This is a genomic window from Kribbella catacumbae DSM 19601 (assembly GCF_000372465.1).
Taxonomy (GTDB): domain Bacteria; phylum Actinomycetota; class Actinomycetes; order Propionibacteriales; family Kribbellaceae; genus Kribbella; species Kribbella catacumbae.
This window is the reverse complement of the sequence record NZ_AQUZ01000024.1, coordinates 75,070-92,894: the sequence shown is the minus strand read 5'-3', so window position 1 is coordinate 92,894 and position 17,825 is coordinate 75,070. Positions and strand designations below refer to the sequence as shown.

At 68.4% G+C, this 17,825-nt stretch carries 18 protein-coding genes; 7 read left to right on the top strand and 11 right to left on the bottom strand.

The features are described 5' to 3' along the window. Positions 1–12: 12 nt before the first annotated feature. Positions 13–609 carry a TetR/AcrR family transcriptional regulator gene (locus tag A3ES_RS0124075; protein WP_020389405.1) on the top strand — a complete coding sequence of 199 codons (597 nt, stop codon included), beginning with the start codon at positions 13–15 and terminating at the stop codon, positions 607–609. Here the strand turns inward: A3ES_RS0124075 and A3ES_RS0124070 are convergent, their stop codons facing one another. The 3 genes from A3ES_RS0124070 to A3ES_RS48205 are packed head-to-tail and all read right to left on the bottom strand — an operon-like array spanning position 610 to position 3,548. Then, complete coding sequence (locus A3ES_RS0124070; protein ID WP_020389404.1) at positions 610–1,860, bottom strand: hypothetical protein; 1,251 nt, start codon at positions 1,858–1,860, stop codon at positions 610–612. Beyond that, positions 1,857–2,315 carry a sigma factor-like helix-turn-helix DNA-binding protein gene (locus A3ES_RS0124065; RefSeq protein WP_020389403.1) on the bottom strand — a complete coding sequence of 153 codons (459 nt, stop codon included), beginning with the start codon at positions 2,313–2,315 and terminating at the stop codon, positions 1,857–1,859. The genes A3ES_RS0124070 and A3ES_RS0124065 overlap by 4 nt, the downstream gene beginning before the upstream one ends. A gap of 51 nt (positions 2,316–2,366) precedes the next feature. After that, positions 2,367–3,548: an MFS transporter gene (locus A3ES_RS48205; RefSeq protein WP_157630716.1), complete on the bottom strand. Its 1,182-nt coding sequence runs from the start codon at positions 3,546–3,548 to the stop codon at positions 2,367–2,369. Positions 3,549–3,573: 25 nt separating this feature from the next. Between A3ES_RS48205 and A3ES_RS0124055 the strand changes: the two genes are divergently transcribed. Further along, positions 3,574–4,164: a CGNR zinc finger domain-containing protein gene (locus A3ES_RS0124055; protein ID WP_020389401.1), complete on the top strand. Its 591-nt coding sequence runs from the start codon at positions 3,574–3,576 to the stop codon at positions 4,162–4,164. Here A3ES_RS0124055 and A3ES_RS48200 read toward each other — a convergent pair. Next, a complete protein-coding gene (locus tag A3ES_RS48200; protein ID WP_237745039.1) occupies positions 4,142–5,119 on the bottom strand; it encodes an NAD(P)/FAD-dependent oxidoreductase in 978 nt (325 codons plus the stop codon). The genes A3ES_RS0124055 and A3ES_RS48200 overlap by 23 nt on opposite strands. 105 nt (positions 5,120–5,224) lie before the next feature. Here A3ES_RS48200 and A3ES_RS0124045 point away from each other — a divergent pair, with 105 nt between their 5' ends. Together A3ES_RS0124045 and A3ES_RS0124040 are read left to right on the top strand one after the other, a co-directional pair. Continuing rightward, a complete protein-coding gene (locus A3ES_RS0124045; protein ID WP_020389399.1) occupies positions 5,225–5,803 on the top strand; it encodes a helix-turn-helix domain-containing protein in 579 nt (192 codons plus the stop codon). Between the two features lie 42 nt (positions 5,804–5,845). Further along, entirely contained in the window at positions 5,846–6,814 is a 969-nt protein-coding gene (locus tag A3ES_RS0124040; protein WP_020389398.1) for an asparaginase, read from the top strand. On the opposite strand, the gene A3ES_RS0124035 is transcribed toward A3ES_RS0124040, so the two are convergent. Then, on the bottom strand, positions 6,786–8,006 hold the full coding sequence (locus A3ES_RS0124035; RefSeq protein WP_020389397.1) for an RNA polymerase sigma factor: 1,221 nt from the start codon (positions 8,004–8,006) through the stop codon (positions 6,786–6,788). The genes A3ES_RS0124040 and A3ES_RS0124035 overlap by 29 nt on opposite strands. Positions 8,007–8,056: 50 nt before the next feature. Here A3ES_RS0124035 and A3ES_RS0124030 point away from each other — a divergent pair, with 50 nt between their 5' ends. Next, positions 8,057–8,806 (top strand): class I SAM-dependent methyltransferase, encoded by a 750-nt coding sequence (locus A3ES_RS0124030; protein WP_020389396.1) that lies wholly within the window; start codon positions 8,057–8,059, stop codon positions 8,804–8,806. A 4-nt stretch (positions 8,807–8,810) separates the two neighbouring features. On the opposite strand, the gene ftsY is transcribed toward A3ES_RS0124030, so the two are convergent. From ftsY to A3ES_RS0124005, 5 genes are all read right to left on the bottom strand, one after another. Next, on the bottom strand, positions 8,811–9,974 hold the full coding sequence (ftsY, locus tag A3ES_RS0124025) for a signal recognition particle-docking protein FtsY (protein WP_026163150.1): 1,164 nt from the start codon (positions 9,972–9,974) through the stop codon (positions 8,811–8,813). A 67-nt stretch (positions 9,975–10,041) separates the two neighbouring features. Beyond that, the gene (gene cydC, locus A3ES_RS0124020; RefSeq protein ID WP_063745995.1) at positions 10,042–11,637 is read right to left on the bottom strand and encodes a thiol reductant ABC exporter subunit CydC; all 1,596 of its coding nucleotides are present in this window, start codon (positions 11,635–11,637) and stop codon (positions 10,042–10,044) included. A gap of 20 nt (positions 11,638–11,657) precedes the next feature. Continuing rightward, positions 11,658–13,310, bottom strand: coding sequence for a thiol reductant ABC exporter subunit CydD (cydD, locus tag A3ES_RS0124015; RefSeq protein ID WP_020389393.1), 1,653 nt, complete (start codon positions 13,308–13,310; stop codon positions 11,658–11,660). Then, positions 13,307–14,353: a cytochrome d ubiquinol oxidase subunit II gene (gene cydB, locus A3ES_RS0124010; RefSeq protein WP_020389392.1), complete on the bottom strand. Its 1,047-nt coding sequence runs from the start codon at positions 14,351–14,353 to the stop codon at positions 13,307–13,309. The genes cydD and cydB overlap by 4 nt, the downstream gene beginning before the upstream one ends. A gap of 11 nt (positions 14,354–14,364) precedes the next feature. Continuing rightward, complete coding sequence (locus tag A3ES_RS0124005; protein ID WP_020389391.1) at positions 14,365–15,780, bottom strand: cytochrome ubiquinol oxidase subunit I; 1,416 nt, start codon at positions 15,778–15,780, stop codon at positions 14,365–14,367. Positions 15,781–15,860: 80 nt separating this feature from the next. Between A3ES_RS0124005 and A3ES_RS0124000 the strand changes: the two genes are divergently transcribed. Continuing rightward, positions 15,861–16,247: a BlaI/MecI/CopY family transcriptional regulator gene (locus A3ES_RS0124000; RefSeq protein ID WP_020389390.1), complete on the top strand. Its 387-nt coding sequence runs from the start codon at positions 15,861–15,863 to the stop codon at positions 16,245–16,247. Further along, complete coding sequence (locus tag A3ES_RS0123995; protein ID WP_020389389.1) at positions 16,244–17,149, top strand: M56 family metallopeptidase; 906 nt, start codon at positions 16,244–16,246, stop codon at positions 17,147–17,149. Before A3ES_RS0124000 ends, A3ES_RS0123995 begins: the two co-directional genes overlap by 4 nt. On the opposite strand, the gene A3ES_RS0123990 is transcribed toward A3ES_RS0123995, so the two are convergent. Then, positions 17,142–17,684: a dihydrofolate reductase family protein gene (locus A3ES_RS0123990; protein WP_020389388.1), complete on the bottom strand. Its 543-nt coding sequence runs from the start codon at positions 17,682–17,684 to the stop codon at positions 17,142–17,144. The two genes, A3ES_RS0123995 and A3ES_RS0123990, sit on opposite strands and share 8 nt — an antisense overlap. Between the last annotated feature and the right edge of the window lie 141 nt (positions 17,685–17,825).

Sequence of the window (17,825 nt, the reverse complement as noted above, 5' to 3'; positions counted from 1 at the left end):
GGGGAAACTGAGATGGGGCACAACAGCGGGGAGAAGCCGCGCCGCGGCAGGCCACGGGACCCGGACGCAGAGCCGAGGATCCGCCGGTACGCCGTCCAGCTGCTGCTGGAGCGCGGATTCGACGGGATGACCGTCGACGACGTGGCCGAGGCGGCCGGCGTCGGCAAGGCAACGATCTACCGGCGGTGGGCGAGCAAGGAACTGCTGGCCGGCGACGCGATGGCCGAGATGTTCGACATCGAGATCCCGGATGCCGACACCGGGTCGATCGCGGGTGACCTGCGCCAAGTCTACCGCGACGCCCTGGCCTTCGTGAACACCAAGGAAGGTGTCGCGCTGATCAGGCTCGCCGTGACCGAGATCAATCGGGACGAGCAGTTCACCGTGTTCTACCGGAACTTCCTGCAGCGCCGGATCGCCATGACCGAGGCGGCGCTGGAGCGGGCCCGCAAGCGCGGTGAGCCGATCCGGCCCGACGCGGATCCGGTGCTGATGGTCCAGTGGCTGGCCGGCGTACTGATCCTCCGTGCCCTGACGGGTGAGGAGATGCCGGCTGTCGAAGATGCCGATCGTCTGGTCGCGATGACCATGAAGAGCGTCACGCCGTAGTCAGCCGCGGATGCCGGGCCCGATGGCGACGCCGTCGACCTCGAGCTCGGTGACGCGGCGGACCTGGCCCGACTGCAGGTTCCAGGCCAGCAGCCAGTCGGTGACCTGGAACAAGGCGGTCTGGCTGTCGTACCAGCCGAGCAGGGAACAGCAGCCCGGTTCGCGGATCCGGTCCGGTGAGGTCCGGCCGGGAGTCGGCGTCGCCGCCGGGGTCTCGCCCAGCACCAGCAGCCGGTCCTCCAGCGGCTCGAGCGCCGAGATCGCCGCGACCACCTGGGCTCGCGACGCGACGGTCGGCACCTGCGGCAGCGGGTTCGCGACGAAGACCCTCGCAACCAAGTTGCTGCCAGCAAACGTTTGTCCCACCCAGCGGCTCACCGGCAACCGCGGGTTGCTCACCTCGACCCAGCCGTTGCCCCCGGCGTACTGGCGCAGCGCCACCTGCCCCGCCGTACCGTCCAGCCGGTACGGCGCTGTCGCGTCCTCAGCATCGTTGCTCACGGCAACAGCACCGACGACCGGCTGCTGAGCGCTCTCCAGATCGACATCGATCCGGTACGCCGAACCTGGCCCGCTGATGATCAACCGGGTGCTGTTCTCCAGCCAGGAGACGCTGCGGAGGTCCTGCGACGGCAACCGGATCGACCGGACGTCCGCCGTACTCACGTCGATCACGAACACCCCACCGGGCTGCGGGAACGCGACGAGCTTCCCGTTCGGCGCGATCGCTCCGGAGCTGAGCGGCTGGCCGGTCGCGATCGGCCGGAGCTCGGTCGCGGCCTGCGCCCAGTGCGAGTCGGAGCTGAGGAAGAGCGGCACGTAGTTGCCCTCTTGCGAGCTCAGGATCACGGCGGCGACGCGATCCATCGGGTTGTCCTTGAGATCCCCGGCGTCGTCCGGGATCCGCAGCAGGTCGCCCAGCGGCGTGGAGACTCGATCGAGGAAGCGCTCACTGCCCGCGGGCGGCGCGTTCCAGTAGTTGATCCCCGAGATCTGACCGGCCGGCGGAATCGAGCCGGGCAGGCTCGGCGTGGTGTCGGGCGGCGTGAACGCGTTCTTGCCACCGCCGAGCGTCATCACGAGAACACCGATCACCACTCCCAGCAGCATGGCGATCAGCCCGGCGATGACACTGCGCCGCTGCCTGCGGCGGTACGCGAGGCCGCCCTCCCAGGCGGCGTCGGCGAGGTCGGGCTCGGGCAGCCGGTCGGACGCCTGGTTCAGCAGGACAGGGACCTCCTGCCGTCTCATCGCGAGTCTCCCCTGGTGACGTCGCGCCAGTCCTTGGTACCGAGCTCCAGGCGAAACCGGCTGAGGGCGGTCATCCCGTTCGTGTGCACGGCCGAGTGGGACATCCCCAGTGCGTCGGCGGTCTCGAACTCCGTGAGCTCCTCGAAGTGCAAGAGCACCAGTACTGCGCGCTGCTGCGGGCTGAGAGCGGCCAATGCGGTCTTGACCGGATCCTCCTCGCCCTCGAAGACCTTGGCCCGCGACCAGCGCGACAACGCCGCCTGGTAGAGGATCCCGAGCACGTAGGCGTCCGGGTCGTCGACCTTGCCCCACCGCAACGACAACCGCGTGAAGGCATGCAGGAGTTGCTCCCCAGCCCGCTCCAGATCGCCGTACACGAGGTACGCCGTCCGGAGCCACCTACCCTGCCGCGCATCGACGTACGCGGCGAACTCTGGGTCGACAGTGTCGCGCATCCACCCCTCCCAGACATGCCTTGCCGTGCGTGGAGCCATTCAACCTCTCAACTACCCAAAAGGGCATGCCCCTGACCGTACGAGTCGCCGCAGTGTTGGCTGGAAGACAGCCAGGACCAATGCGAGCACACCGCATCCACCCCAGAGACCTAGCGGGCCGACCGCCGCGTAGACCTGCGTACCGACCAGTGGCGCGACAGCGGTGGCTACTCCCCAGCTGAGCCCGTACGTAGCGAGGTAGCGACCGCGTGCATGCTCTGGAGCGAGCTCGGCGACCACCGAAAGCGCTCTGCCAATCAGCACCAGATCCCCGAGGCTCCAGACGACAGCAGCGGCCAGGAACGCCGGCAAGCTCTGGGAGAAGCCGTTGGCGATCAGGCCGGCGCCTAGCAACACGTACCCCAGTGTCATGGCCTGGAAGTCATCGAGCGCCTGCAGCCGACGGGTTCGCAGTACGGGCTGTACTGCGACTTGTGCGATCGCCGAGACGGCCAGGATGAGGCCGACGCCCGACGCGGACACACCACGGTCAAGCAGAGTGAGTGGAAGCCCGAACACGATCACCATGGCGAGTACTGCAAAGACAGTGCCGGACCCGAGCACCCACAGCAGCCGCCGATCCCTCCAGACCGCTGCTGCAGCCGGTGCCGCCTTAACTCCACCCGGCAGCGCGATGGCAACCAGGACAGCACAGGCCACGCAGGTGATGGCGTCAGCGACGAACAGCCAGCGCAGGTCCCACTGCCCGAGCCACGCAGCAAACAGCCCGGCGACAACCGCCGCCACCGCCATCACCGCACCCAGCAACCCGTACGCCGCCGGCCTGTCGGCGGGCTCTGTCACGTCCGCGATGATCGCCTGGCTGGGCGGCTCATAGATCTCGAACGTCAACCCCAGCACCACCACAGCCGGTACTGCGGACCACAAGCTCCCCGAAGCCGCGATCCACAACTGCCCCACTGCACACCCGACCAGCCCGAGCACGATGGTCAACCGCCGCCCCAGCCGATCAGCAAGCAGCCCGCCGAACACCCGGGACGGCAACGTCGCGGCGCCGAACACCGTCAACACCAGCCCCGCCTCGGCGACACTCGCCCCCAGCTCGACCGTGAGCACCACCGCGAGAAACGGCAGCGTGAAAGCGCCCAGCCGATTCACTCCCCGGGCAACCACCAGCACCCACACGGCCGCAGGCAACCTGCGGTGACTAGCTAACTCGGTATGGTTGGTCACGACAGTGCACCCTACGAAGTCCGGAGTGACCGGTCAAGTGAACTTCGATAGTCACATCCTCACCGTGCTGACCGCCGCCATGGCACTGGTCAACCGGCTGACCCCCGGACAGTCCGGCGGCTCGGCCTTCGAAGGCCCCAAGGGCGACGAGCTCGCCATAGCGACTGCGGACGCGCTCGGCGACGACGGCCGCCCGAGGCCGGAGGTGAGCACCGGCGATGCGAAGTACCTGGCCGCGGTGGCGAACCGGATGCGAGTCGTCTTCGAGGCGGCGCACAGCGGGGACATGGACCGAGCTGCGGTGGAGGTCAACGCCTTACTGCTCGACACCAACGCACGGCCGCAGCTCGACCGAACCGGCTCGCCGGGCTGGAACCTTCACTTCCACGGCGCCGACGACACCCTGGCGAACGGCTGGGCCGCCGGCTGCGCGGCAGGGCTGGCCATGGCCCTCGGCAGTGACCTGGCAGGCCGGCTAGGCGTCTGCTCCGCGCCGGCCTGCGACCGGGTGTTCGTCGACGCCTCCCGCAACAGCGCCCGGCGGTTCTGCTCACCTCAATGCCAGAGCCGCGTCAAAGCGGCCGCCCATCGAGCTAGACGGCTCCAGACACCGTGACGCCGGCACGGTAGGTCTCTACTGCCCGGCGGGTGTCGTCAGCGACCAGATCCGCGTTGATGGCGGCGCCTGCCGCGAGACCTGCGGCGGCTGAGGTGATCACCTGGACCATCGGGTCCGTGACGTTGCCTGCCACCCAGACGCCCGGGACCTCCGTGGCTCCAGTGGCATCTGAGTCGATCGCCGTGCCCACTACGACTCCACGTGCCTCGCGGACCACCGCCTTGAGGCCCAGGTCGGTCAGGAAGTCCGCGCGAGCCTCAAGCTGCGTCTGGACGACCAGCGCCTGTCGCGGGATGACCCTGCCACCCTCCAGGCGAACGCCAGTGAGCTTGTCGTCAGCCACCTCCACCGACTCGACCTTTCCTTGCACCACAGAGATCCCGCGAGCAGCGAACTGCTCCCACTCCTCCTCCGTCGGCTCCAACGTGTCATTGAGGAACAGCGTCACGTCATCGCTCCACTGGCGGAACAGCAGCGTCTGATGCCCAGCCATCGCACCAGTAGCCAGTACGCCGATCGCCTGGTCGCGCACCTCCCACCCGTGGCAGTACGGGCAGTGCAGCACGTCCCGCCCGAACCGCTCAGCCACCCCCGGTACTGCGGGCAACTGGTCGACAACCCCAGTCGTCACCAGCAACCGCCGAGCCTCCACCGCCTCACGCCCAGCCAGCTCCACCACGAACCCGTACTCCGATCCGCCTGGCCGCACCCTGGTGACGGTGTCGATCACCACGTCCCCGCCGTACCCGCTGACCTCGGCCCGCCCGATGGCGTAGAGCTCGGACGGCGGGACGCCATCCCGGGTCAGGTAGTTGTGCACGTGCTCCGCCGGGGCGTTGCGCGGCGTGCCGTTGTCGACCACCAGCACCGACCTGCGCGCCCGGACCAGCGCCAGCGCACCACTCAGCCCGGCAGCTCCCCCGCCGATCACCACCACGTCGTACCGCTTCATCATCGAACTCCTTCGTTGTCGATCCTGGTCCGACCAGCTGGCGCCTTCTCTGAAACCATGAGGTGCCTTCTCGAAAATGACAAATATCTTTGCCAGAATGGCAAGATGGAACCTGATCTCGACGACGTCATCGAAGCAGTCGGCCCGCGCCTGCGAGCGCTCCGCCTGGAACGCGACACCACCCTCACCCAGCTCTCGGAGGCGACCGGCATCTCGGTCAGCACGCTGTCGCGGCTCGAGTCCGGCCAGCGCCGGCCGACGCTGGAACTGCTGCTGCCGCTGGCCCGCGCCCATCAGGTCCAGCTCGACGAACTGGTCGACGCACCACCGACCGGCGACCCCCGCGTGCACGCCAAGCCGTTCAAACGCGGTGGCTCGACGATGATCCCGCTCACCCGGCGGCCGGGCGGCGTCCAGGCGTTCAAGCAGATCGTGCCGGCGGGCTGGCCGGGCGGCGAGGTGCAGCAGAAGGTGCACGAGGGCTATGACTGGGTCTACGTGCTGTCCGGCCGGATCCGGCTGGTGCTCGGCGACCAGGATTTCATCCTGGCCGAGAGCGAGGTGGCGGAGTTCGACACCCACATCCCGCACTGGTTCGGCAACCCCGGACCGGGCCCCGCGGAGATGCTCTGCCTGTTCGGCCCCCAGGGCGAGCGGATGCACGTCCGCGCCCGCTCGAAGTAGTACTCTTCCCCGCGGTCGTCACTCCAGGAGAGGACTTTGTCCGTGAGCGTTGCGTTGTTCACCCTCGGCGGCACTATCTCGGTGACCGGCGGAGCCCGGCTGACCGGCGCCGACCTGACCGCCGCAGTACCGGGCCTGGCTGACCTGCCGGTGCCCCTGGAGATCCAGGACGTGGAGGCGATGCCGAGCGCGAATCTCACGCTGGCCAAGATGCTCGACGTCGTGGACGCCGCTTCGAAGGCGATCAGCAACGGTGCGACCGGCATCGTCGTCACCCAGGGCACGGACACCTTGGAGGAGACGGCCTTCCTGGTCGACCAGGTCTGGCCGCACTCGCAGCCGTTCGTCCTCACCGGCGCGATGCGCAACCCGACCCTGGCCGGCCCCGATGGCCCGGCGAACCTGCTCGCCGCTGCCCGCGTCGCCTGCTCCCCCGCCGCCCGCGACCTCGGCGCAGTCGTCGTCTTCAACGACCAGATCCACGCAGCCCGCTGGGTCCGCAAGACGCACAGCACCAGTACTGCGACATTCGCGTCCCCGAACGCCGGACCGATCGGCCAACTCGTGGAGGGCCAGGTCCGGATACTGGCCCGCCCCAGCCGGCAGGACGGCGTACCGGGTCGGGCTGAGCCTTCTGACCTCGAAGCGGCGCGGGTCGCGCTCTACACCGTCACGCTCGACGACGACGGAGTACTGCTGGCAGGGCTGGCCGACACTCATCAAGGGCTGATCGTGGCCGGGTACGGCGTGGGGCACGTGCCCGCGGTGCTGGCGCCAGTACTAGGGGAGCTGGCCGAGCGCATCCCGGTCGTGCTGACCTCGCGGACCGGCAGCGGATCCGTCCTCCGCAACACCTACCGCTCGCCTGGCTCCGAGTCCGACCTTCTCGCTCGCGGACTCATCGCCGGCGGCTTCCTCGACCCCTACAAGGCGCGTGTGCTCCTAAGGTTGCTCTTGGCAACAGGTGAGGGGCGGGACGAGATCAACGCCGCCTTCGCTCAGCATCACTGACCTCGGCCGCCTTGGTGGTCAGATAGTTCTGCTCCGGCAGGCTGGTGGTACGCCGGGCCGCCGCGCTGAAATGCTTCGCGGCGGTCTCGAACTCTCCGAGCATCTCGTAAAGATGCCCCCGTACCGCGTCCAGCCGGTAGTGCCCCGCAAGCTTCTCGTCCAGCGGTCGCAGCAGCTCCAACCCCGCCTGCGGCCCGTCGAGCATCGCCTGGGCGATCGCACGGTTCAGCGTCACCATCGGATTGCCCGACAGCCCCTCCAGCAGTCCGTAGAGCCCGACGATCTGCGGCCAGTCGGTGTCCTCCGGCCGGGCCGCCTCGTCGTGCAGCGCGGCGATCGCGGCCTGCAACTGGTACTCCCCCAGCGGCGGTCGCTTGAAGGCATCCACCGCGAGCGCGACCCCTTCGTCGATGAACTCCTTGTTCCACAACGACCGGTCCTGCTCCGCCAGCGGAATCAACTCACCCGCTGAGCCGGTCCGCGCCAGCCGCCGCGCGTCGTTGAGCAGCATCAACGCCAGCAGCCCGGTGACCTGGCCGTTCTCGGGCAGCAACCGGTGCACCATCCGGGTCAGCCGGATCGCCTCGGCGGACAAGTCGGCACGCTGAAGCTCAGCGCCCGTGCTGCTCGCATAGCCCTCATTGAACAACAGATAGAGCACGTGCAGCACCTGCGCCAAGCGCTCCTCGTCCTGTGACAACTCGAACGGCAGTCCCTTGAGCTTCTGCTTGGCCCGGCTGATCCGCTGCGCCATCGTTGCCTCAGGCACCAAGTACGCCGTGGCGATCTCGGCCGTCGTCAGCCCGCCGACCGCCCGCAGCGTCAAGGCGATCGCCGAGGCCGCGGTGAGCGCCGGGTGGCAGCACAAGAACAGCAACCGCAGCGTGTCGTCGTGCTCCTCGACCTCCTCGGCCGGCACCTCGCGATGCGCCGCCAACTCCTCACGCCGCCGCCGCGCCTGTTCCTGGCGGACCTCGTCGATGAACCGGCGCAACGCGGCCTGGATCAGCCAGCCCCGCGGGTTGTCCGGCACCCCGTCACGCGGCCACGTCTTCGCCGCGGCGATCAGGGCCTCCTGCACGGCATCCTCGGCCGCCGTGAAGTCTCCGGTACGCCGTACCACCGCGCCGAGCACCTGTGGCGTCAACTCGCGCAGCAGATCCTCGAGCCTGGTCCCCTCCACCTTCGCCACGGACGGATCCTTTCAGATAGTGGGCCGACACGTCCGGATAAGCTCATGCCATGGCTGGGGACAAAGTACGCGCGCTCGTGTTCGGTGAGGTTGCTGAGGAGTACGACCGGGTCCGGCCGGGCTATCCGCCCGCGCTGATCGAGGACATGCTCAGCTACTCGTCGCCGACAACGGCTCTGGATGTCGGCGCCGGAACAGGCAAGGCGACCTTCGCAGTCGCCTCCAGCGGCGTACAGATCACGGCGCTCGAGCCGGACCCAGCCATGGCGCTCGTACTGCGGCAGCGCGTGGCCGGACTCGCGGTGAACATCGCCATAGCTTCACTGGAGTCGTACGAGCCGGAGGAGCCGGTCGACCTCGTCTACAGCGCCCAGGCGTTCCACTGGACCGCCCCGGAGACACGCTGGACCCGTACTGCGGCTGCCCTGCGCCCGGGCGGCTCGCTGGCCTTGTTCTGGAACATGGAGCGCCTGCCGGACGCCGCAGTACGGGCAGGGGTCGCCGAGGTTCTGAACGAGTATGAGCTGCAGGTATGGAGCGATTGGCCTGAGTCCGACCAGCTTCAGCCCGATCCGGAGCTGGCAGCGCGGCCTGAGTTCGCGGAGTTCCGGTGGGAGCTCTACCGATGGGAGCGCACCCTGCCGATGGACGACTACCTCGCCAACCTGAGCACCGTGTCGGCGTACCGGATGCTCGAGGACGAGGACCGCGACGAGCTCCTCGACAAGCTGCGAGACGTCCTGCCCGACCCCGTCACGCTCGAGATCGCGACCAAGCTCCACCTGGCCAAGCGGGTCTAGTTTCCTAGTCGAGCAGGGCGTCGACGAACTGCTCGGCGTCGAAGGGGGCCAGGTCGTCGGCGCCTTCGCCGAGGCCGACCAGCTTCACCGGCACGCCGAGCTCGCGCTGGACGGCGATCACGATGCCGCCCTTCGCCGTACCGTCCAGCTTGGTCAGCACCAGGCCGGTCACGTTGATCACCTCGGCGAAAACGCGCGCCTGGGTGAGGCCGTTCTGGCCGGTTGTGGCGTCGATGACGAGCAGTACCTCGTCCACCTCAGCGGTCTTCTCGATCACCCGCTTGACCTTGCCGAGCTCGTCCATCAGGCCGGTCTTGGTGTGCAGCCGGCCGGCCGTGTCGACCAGGACGACGTCGGCCTGCTCGGCGATGCCCTGCTTGACCGCGTCGAACGCGATGCTGGCCGGGTCGCCACCCTCGGGCCCGCGGACGGTCTTCACGCCGACCCGCTCACCCCACGTCTGCAACTGGTCGGCCGCCGCGGCCCGGAACGTGTCGGCAGCGCCGAGCAGGACCTGCTTGTCCTCGGCGACCAGTACCCGGGCCAGCTTGCCGACCGTGGTGGTCTTGCCGGTGCCGTTGACGCCCACGACCAGGACTACTGCGGGCTGGCCGTCCGTGCGCTCGACCTTCAGCGAGCGGTCCAGCGTGGGGTCGACCAGCGCGATCAGTTCCTCTCGCAGGATGGTCCGCGCCTGGTCGCCGGTGACTCCTTCGATCCGGACCCGAGTGCGCAGCTTCTCGACCAGTTCCTGCGTCGGCGCGACGCCCACGTCGGCCGTGATCAGCGTGGTCTCGATGTCCTCCCACGCCTCGTCGTCCAGCTTGTCCCGCGACAGCAGCGCGAGCAGTCCCTTGCCCAGCGAGCCCTGGGAGCGCGCCAGCCGGGCCCGGAGCCGGACCAGTCGACCCTGCGCGGACTCGGGCTTCTCCACCGTCACCGTGCCGGTGGCGGGCTCGGGCAGCTCGGTGTCCTCGAGCGTCCGGGTCGGCGTGTCCCGCGGCTCCTCGGCGTCGTCGCCGACCTTGGGCTCGGTCAGCTCCGGGGCCGGTTGGGTAGCGGGCAGCTCCGCCCTACGGCGCCTGGAGACAACCAGACCGGCCGTACCGGCGACCAGTACGACGGCAATCACCGCGATGATCGCGATCAGGGCCTGGTCGGTGAGCATGGTGACAAGCTGAGGGGTCGACACGATCACCCATCTTCGCAGACGCCCGGACCGCGTCCGGCAGCACTCACGGCAGGACGAGGGCCGGTTGCGTTGTGTGAGGAGCCAGTTCCGGACGGTGGGTCAGCAGTACGACGGTGCGGCTGCCTGCCGCGGCGAACAGGTCTGCAAGGAGCGCCCGGCCGGTCTCCTCGTCCAGGTGCTCGGTGGGCTCGTCCAGCACCAGTACGTCGTGGTCCGCGAGCAGCAAGCGGGCGAACGCGAGCCGCTGCCGCTCACCGCCGGACAGTCTCGCCCCGTGCTCGCCCACCATGGTGCCGAGCCCGTTCGGCAGGCTGAGCACGAAGTCTCCCAGCCGGGCGCGGTACAGGGCCCGCCAGAGCTGCAGGTCGCTGGTACCGGGTTTGGCGAGCAGCAGGTTCTCCCGGATGCTCGTGTCGAACACGTGGCTCTCCTGCGTCAGCAGCCCGATCGCTGAGCGCACGTCGTCACCCGAGAGGTCGGTGAGGCTGACACCGCCCAATGCGACTTCACCGGCGCTCGGCTCCAGGAAACGCAGTAGCACGGATGCCAGCGTGCTCTTCCCTGAGCCACTCGGCCCAGTCACCACTACTCGGCTCCCGGCTGCCACAGTTAGCCCGACGTCCCGTAGTACGTCACGGCCGTCGTAGCCCGCGCTCAAGTGGCTGATCACGAGGTCACGGCCGACCGGCAGCTTGTGAGGTTTGGCGGGCTCCGCTACCGGGGTTGGTGCGCTTAGCAGGTCCTGCACTCTTGTCAGCGAGGACTTCACCCGCATGGCGACCTGGGCCGTGGCTGGGATGCCACCGAGCGCGTCTGCGAGTGCCAGCGGGGTGAGGACGAGCACGGCGAACACAGGGCCGGAGATGTCGGCGCTGCTGCCTAGTACTAGTCCGGCCACGCTGGCTCCGCCGACGCAGAGCACTAGCAACGCGTTGCCCAGTCCTGCGCTCCATGCCGATCGTCGCTCAGCAGCCGCCAGCCGCGCATCCGCTGCACTGAAGGAAGCCAGTACTGCGTCCGTCGCGTTGAAGGCCACCACGTCGGCAGCAGTCAGGAGTGTCTCCGTCGCACCCGCTGCGACCTCTCCCCGGTGGCCTGCGATCGCCCGCTCAGCACACCGGGCGCTGTGGGCCGTCAGCCACGGCACCACCGTGCAGGCGAGTGCTACTGCGACCGCCACCGCAGCTCCGGCCGCAGGCAGCAATACCACTAGCAAGGCGACCGTCGCGAGGGCTGTCACGCTCGCCACCAACACGGGAAGAATCACCCGCAGCCACAGGTCAAGTACTGCATCCACGTCGAGCAGTAGACGCGCCAGCAGGTCCCCGCTCCGCACGGACCCCAGCCCGGCCGGCGCCAACTCCTCCAACCGCCCAGTGATCCGCGACCGCGTCTCCCCCAACACCCGGTACGCCGCGTCGTGCGCGGCCAGCCGCTCGACGTACCGGAAGAACCCACGCCCGACCCCGAACGCCCGCACCGCCACAATCGCCACCAGCAACGTCAACACCGGAGGCTGCGCAGCCGCTGTCGTAATCAACCACGCAGAGGTCGCAAGCAGCCCAACAGCAGCCCCAGAAGCCAGCACACCCGCCAACACAGCCAAAACAAGCCGCGGCCAAACAATCCGCTCCGGCATCACCAACCCCACCAAGCCGCTCACCTCACCACCACCGATCCAGTCAATGCTGCGTCGAGCGACTTGGGCGACCCGACGGTGACGACTCGGTCCGCGGCCGCGAGGAGGGCTGGGCGATGGGCTACCAGCAGGACTGTGCGGCCGGAGGCGCGTAGGTGGGCGACTACTGCTGCCTCTGCCTCTGCGTCTAGCCCGGCGGTTGGCTCGTCGAGCAAGAGCACGGGTGCCTCCGTCACCAGCGCTCGGGCGAGTGCTACCCGCCGCCGCTGGCCTCCCGAGAGCAATTGGCCGCCTTCGCCAACCTGCTGAGCTGGATCGAGCTCCGACGCGCCTGCCTGGGCCAGCGCGCGCAGTACCTGGGTGTCAGTGGCCGCAGGTCGACCGAGGCGGATGTTGTCGGCGATAGTGCCCGTCCGAAGCCCCGGCCGCTGCGGCACCCACGCGAACTGCGCCCGCCACCGCTCCGGAGCGAACTCATCAGCAGCGCTCGCACCAGCCACCACTACCCCGCGCTCAGGTACGACGAAGCCGAGCACCGCGGCGAGCACTGTGGACTTCCCAGCACCACTAGGGCCAGCGAGAGCGACCACCTCTCCCGGCCAGAGGTCCAGGTCGCACCCCTCCAGCGCCGGCTCGTCTCGACCGGGGTACAGCACAGTCACGTCATGCAGATGCAGCGGCGTCACCCGCAGGTCCGGTACGTCGGTCCGCTCGCCTCGCTGCGGTAGTGGCGTCTCCAGTACTCGGAAGACCTCTTCGCTGGCAGCAACGCCGTCCGCACTCGCGTGGAAGTGCGCACCGACCTGCCGCAGTGGCAGGTAGGCCTCCGGCGCCAGGATCAGGACCAGCAACGCCGTCTCCAGCCCGAGCTTGCCGTCGATGAGCCGCAGCCCGACACCGACCGCGACGAGCGCCACCGAGATGCTCGCGAGCAGTTCCAGTACGAACGACGACAGGAACGCCAGCCGCAGACTCTTCATCGACGCCACCCGGTGCCGGTCGGTCACCTCGCGTACTGCGGTCACTTGCCCCTTCGCCCGGCCGAACAGCTTCAGCGTCGGCAGTCCGGCCACCACGTCGGAGAAGTGATGAGCCAGTACTGCGAGCGCATGCTGCCGCCGACGGCTGTGCGCCTGGGTAGCCCAGCCGACCAGCGCCATGAAGACCGGGATCAGCGGCAGTGTCACCGCCACGGTCCCGGCGGCGATCAGGTCTCCAGTGGCCATCCAGCCCACCACACCGGCCGGGACTGTCGCCGCAAGCACGAGTTGCGGCAGGTAGCGAGCGAAGTACGGGTCTAGGTCGTCGAGGCCCTTGGTGAGCAGGGTTGTCAGTGCACTGCTCCGCTCGCCACTGAGCCAAGCCGGCCCGAGCTTCAGCGAGTGCTCCAGCACCTGCCTGCGCAATGTCGACTTCACCGCAGCCGCCGCGCGCTGCGCCACCACCTCCTGCACCCAGACCAGCACGGCGCGCGCCAACAGCACCGCTGCCAGCAACCACGCCACCTGACCGACCGCGGCGCCGTGCAACACGACCTGTGTGATGCCGTGGGCCAGCAGCACAGCCTGCACGATGATCAGGAGCCCGGTGGCGACGCCGATGAGCACAGAGCCGACCAGGAAGCCCCGGGCAGCCTTGGCCCTCCGCAGCAACCGCGGATCAAGCGGCTTCACGAGACCGCGACCGGCTCGACGGTGACGCGCTTGCGGAACACCCAGTAGGTCCACCCCTGGTAGAGCATCACCAACGGCGTGAAGATCGCCGCAATCACCGTCAACACCTTCAACGTGTACGCCGAGGAGGCTGCGTTGGTGACCGTCAGGCCCCACGCGGGATCAAGCGTCGACGGCAACACCGCCGGAAACATCGCCACGAAGAGCGAAGCCACACCCAACGCAATAGCCAAGGCGGTCCCAGCAAAGGCCCAACCCTCCCGGGCGGTGCTGGAGTGGGAGGAGCCGACCGCCCCCGAGGCCTTCGCTCCGCTCGGCTTGTTGGCTGCGAGGCCTGCCAGTAGGGCTGCAGCTGCCAGCGCGGCGAGTACAACCGACGCGGCGTTGCCGCGTATCGCGTGTGCCCACACAAGGAACCCGACGACCAGCGCGGCCGCAGCCAGGCCAGTCACCGACGCGAGGCGGTTGGCGCGGTGGCGTAGGTCGTCAGTTGTTCGCAGGGTCAGGAAGATTGCGCCGTGAGCTACGAAGAGGGCTGTGAAGGCGACTCCGCCGAGTAGGGCGAAGGGGTTGAGCAGCGTCCCCAGGTTTCCTACGAACTCGTGGGAGGCGTCCAGTGGTAGGCCGCGGACGAGGTTGGCGAAGGTGATGCCCCACAGCAGGGCCGGGACCAGCGAGCCGATCGTGATCAGGGTGTCCATCCGGCTTCGCCACGGTAGGTCGTCGCGCTTGCCGCGGTACTCCAGCGCCACCCCGCGCAGGATCAGCGACACCAGGATCGCGAACAGCGGCAGATAGAAACCGCTGAAGAGCGTCGCGTACCACTCCGGGAAGGCCGCGAACGTCATCGCGCCCGCGACGATCAGCCACACCTCGTTGCCGTCCCAGACCGGACCGATCGTGGTGATCACCGCGCGCCGCTCCGGCTCGTCCCGGCCGAGCACGCGCAGCAGGATGCCGACCCCGAAGTCGAACCCCTCCAGCACGAAGTACCCGATCCACAACCCCGCGATGACGACGAACCAGATTGTCGTGAGTTCCATTCAGACCACCCCTAGTAGGCGAAGGAGAGCGGTTTGGCGGCTTCGTCCGGTGCATCGTCGGGGGGATCCCCCGGCAACGGCGAGGCACCCGCGAGCCCGGCCCGGATCGACTTGAGCATCAGCTTGACCTCGACCACCGCCAGTAAGCCGTACAGAAGCGTGAAACCGATCAGCGAGATCAGTAACTCGGTCATCGTGGTGCCGGGCGAGACGCCGGACGCGGTCGGCAGCAGGCCGAACACCAGCCACGGCTGCCGGCCCGTCTCGGTGAAGACCCAGCCGAAGACGTTCGCCAGCAACGGCAGCAGCGGTAGCGGCACCGCCAGCCAGACCAGCATCCGATGCGGCGCTCGTCCTTTTCTTGTTGCCCAGAGCAACAAAACGGCGAGCGCGGCGGCCGACATCCCGACCCCGATCATCAGCCGGAAGGTCCAGTAGGTGAGCGGGACGTTCGGCTTGTACGAGCCAGGGCCGTAGATCTTCTCGTACGCCTGCTGCAGGTTGTTGATCCCCTGCACCTCACTGTCGAAACTGCCGGTGGCGAGGAAGGACAGCAGGTAAGGAACCTTGACCGAGTAAAGCTCGCGCGACCCGTCGAGCGTGCCGACGGTGAAGATCGAGAACGACGCCGGCTTCTCCGATTCGTACAGAGCCTCGGCCGCGGCCATCTTCATCGGCTGTACTTCGGTCATCACCTTGCCCTGCTGGTCGCCGCTCAGCGCGACCCCCGCGCCGGCCACGATCACCATCACCGCGCCGAGGCGCAACGCCGTCCGGAAGGCACCGGTGTCGACGCCGGGCCGGCGGACCAGGTGCCAGATCGCCACCGCCGCGACGAACGCGCCGCCGACCATGAAGGCCGCGAAGATCGTGTGCGGATAGGTGACCAGGACGACCTTGTTGGTCAGCACCGACCAGATGTCGGTCAGCTCGGCGCGGCCGCGCTCGGCGTTGTAGCGGAAGCCGACCGGGTTCTGCATCCAGGAGTTGGCCGCCAGGATGAAGTACGCCGACAGTTGGGTGCCGAGCACCACCATCCAGATGCAGGCCAGGTGCACCTTCTTCGGCAGCCGGTCCCAGCCGAAGATCCACAGCCCGATGAAGGTCGACTCGAGGAAGAACGCGAGCAGCCCCTCCAGCGCGAGCGGGGCACCGAAGACGTCGCCGACGAAGCGCGAGTAGTCGCTCCAGTTCATCCCGAACTGGAACTCCTGGACCAGTCCGGTGACCACGCCCATCGCGATGTTGATCAGGAACAACTTGCCGTAGAACTTGGTCAGCCGCAGGTATTTGTCCTTGCCGGTCCGGTACCACGCGGTCTGCAGGCCGGCCGTGACGGCGACCAGCGACAGCGTCACCGGGACGAAGAAGAAGTGGTAGACGGTGGTGATCGCGAACTGCCACCGAGCCAGGTCCAGCGTGTCCATCGTGCCCTCCCGGGCGATCTACGACGTTACGTAGTAGACGCTACCGTAGATCTACTACAACGCGTAGTTATACTGGTCACGTGACCACCGACGAGAAGGCGCCCCGCCGGCTAGGAGACCTCGAGCGGCTGGTGATGGAACAGCTCTGGGCAGCCGACGGCGCGCTGACCGTGCGCGAGGTGCACGCACGGCTCTCCGGGACCCGGGAGCTCGCCTACACCACCGTGATGACCGTGCTGGACCGGCTGGCGAAGAAGCAGCTGACCGAGCGCGAGCGAGACGGCAAGGCCTGGCGCTACAAGGCCGCCGCCCCGCGCGAGGAACTGGCCGCGGACTTGATGCGTGACGCGCTCGACCGGTCCGGCGATCGCCGGGAGGCACTTGTCCGGTTCGTCGGGCAGGTCAGCGACGAGGAAGCCGCGCTGCTGCGGGATGCGCTGGCCCGGCTGGAGGAGCGGGAGGGGTGATCACCCCCATCCTGCTGGCTGCTCTGGCCCTGGTACTCGCCGGGCCGGCTCCGGCGCTCATGGCTCGCGCCGCCTGGCCGTACCGGATTCCCCGGGCTGCGGTCGCCCTGTGGCAGGCGATCGCGCTGGCCGCAGTACTGGCTGCCTTTGGGGCGGGGATCTCGCTGTCGTACTCGACGGCCGGGCAACCTGGTGAGCCGCGGTTCGACCCGTCCTCGGCTCGGGACCTGGCAGCGGCCGCAGTACTTGCACTGACTGCTCTGGTCGGTGTGCGGCTGCTCTGGGCTGCTGGGCGCGTTGCTGTCGGAACTAGGGCCCGCCGGAAGCGTCACCGCGACCTGGTCGACGTACTGGCGACACCGGACGGGCTGATCCCGGGGCTGCGGGTGCTGGCGGAAGAGACGCCGCTGGCGTACTGCCTGCCCGCCCTGCGCGGTTCCCGGGTGGTTGTGTCGGTTGGGGCGCTCGACAGGCTCGACGACGGGGAGCTGCGCGCAGTACTGGCTCACGAGCAGGCCCACTTGCGCGCGCGGCATGACCTGGTGCTGGAGGCCTTCACAGCACTGCACAAGGCCTTCCCCCGCTTCGTGCGCAGCGACGTGGCACTGGACCAGGCGCGCACACTGGTAGAGCTGCTGGCCGACGACGACGCCCGGCGCCGCAACGGACCTCTGCCGCTTGCCCGCGCGCTCGTCGCCCTGGCGGGTTCACCGGCGCCAGAGGCCGGCCTTGCCGCCGCCAAGTCCTCCACTGTGCTCAGAGTCCAGCGCTTGGCCGACCCTGAGCCCAACTCGACCCTGCTCGCAGCAGCCGCCTACACCGCCGCCGTACTCCTCCTGGTCGTGCCCACGTTCACTGTCGCCGCCCCGATCGTGAAGGCCGTCGTCAACGCGGTCAGCTAGTCCTGTACCGGAGCAGGGCGCCGTTGGTGGCCATCGGGCGGGCTTCGATCAGCTCCAGCGAGAACTGGCCGCTGGGGAACACGCTCTTGCCCGCACCGATGACAGCCGGGCAGACCCGCAGCTGCACCTCGTCGACCAGCCCGGCCGTCAGCAGCGAGTGGAAGAGCGAGATGCTCCCCCACAGGATGATGTCCTTGGCGTCCTCGGCCTTGAGCGCCGCGACATCGGCCACCGCGTCGGTGATGATCTCGCCCGGCTCCCAGTCGCCCCAGGGCGCGCTGGTCAGGGTCGACGAGACGACCACTTTGCGCAGCGCGTTCAGGTGCGGCGCGAACGAATCCGTTGCCGTCGGCCAGTAATCGGCGAACAACCGGTACGTCGTCGCGCCGAGAAGCATGGTGTCGACGTGCTCGAGCAGCTCGAGATTGTCGCGGTCATCCTGATCGGTGATGGTGGCGAAGAAGTCGAGCGAGTCGTCCGGCCCGGCGGCATACCCGTCGAGGGTCACGAATTCCTGGAAGATGAGTCGTCTCATCTAGGCCAATCTAGTGGCCGATTCCTTTTCCTTCACCTCTTGCTACTGCGAGTAGAACGAGTCCTGACAGGACCAGCAGGACGACCATGGTGATGACGAACGTCAGCACTAGTTACTTCTCCCCGAGTTGTTGCCGTACAA

What these genes read in the sequence shown, in the direction of transcription:
- cydB (WP_020389392.1), bottom strand. Translation starts at nt 14,353, where the DNA reads ATGGAACTCACGACAATCTGGTTCGTCGTCATCGCGGGGTTGTGGATC.
- A3ES_RS0124065 (WP_020389403.1), bottom strand. Translation starts at nt 2,315, where the DNA reads ATGCGCGACACTGTCGACCCAGAGTTCGCCGCGTACGTCGATGCGCGG.
- A3ES_RS0124005 (WP_020389391.1), bottom strand. Translation starts at nt 15,780, where the DNA reads ATGGACACGCTGGACCTGGCTCGGTGGCAGTTCGCGATCACCACCGTC.
- A3ES_RS48200 (WP_237745039.1), bottom strand. Translation starts at nt 5,119, where the DNA reads ATGAAGCGGTACGACGTGGTGGTGATCGGCGGGGGAGCTGCCGGGCTG.
- cydC (WP_063745995.1), bottom strand. Translation starts at nt 11,637, where the DNA reads ATGCCGGAGCGGATTGTTTGGCCGCGGCTTGTTTTGGCTGTGTTGGCG.
- A3ES_RS0124075 (WP_020389405.1), top strand. Translation starts at nt 13, where the DNA reads ATGGGGCACAACAGCGGGGAGAAGCCGCGCCGCGGCAGGCCACGGGAC.
- A3ES_RS0124045 (WP_020389399.1), top strand. Translation starts at nt 5,225, where the DNA reads ATGGAACCTGATCTCGACGACGTCATCGAAGCAGTCGGCCCGCGCCTG.
- A3ES_RS0123990 (WP_020389388.1), bottom strand. Translation starts at nt 17,684, where the DNA reads ATGAGACGACTCATCTTCCAGGAATTCGTGACCCTCGACGGGTATGCC.
- A3ES_RS0124030 (WP_020389396.1), top strand. Translation starts at nt 8,057, where the DNA reads ATGGCTGGGGACAAAGTACGCGCGCTCGTGTTCGGTGAGGTTGCTGAG.
- A3ES_RS0124070 (WP_020389404.1), bottom strand. Translation starts at nt 1,860, where the DNA reads ATGAGACGGCAGGAGGTCCCTGTCCTGCTGAACCAGGCGTCCGACCGG.
- ftsY (WP_026163150.1), bottom strand. Translation starts at nt 9,974, where the DNA reads ATGCTCACCGACCAGGCCCTGATCGCGATCATCGCGGTGATTGCCGTC.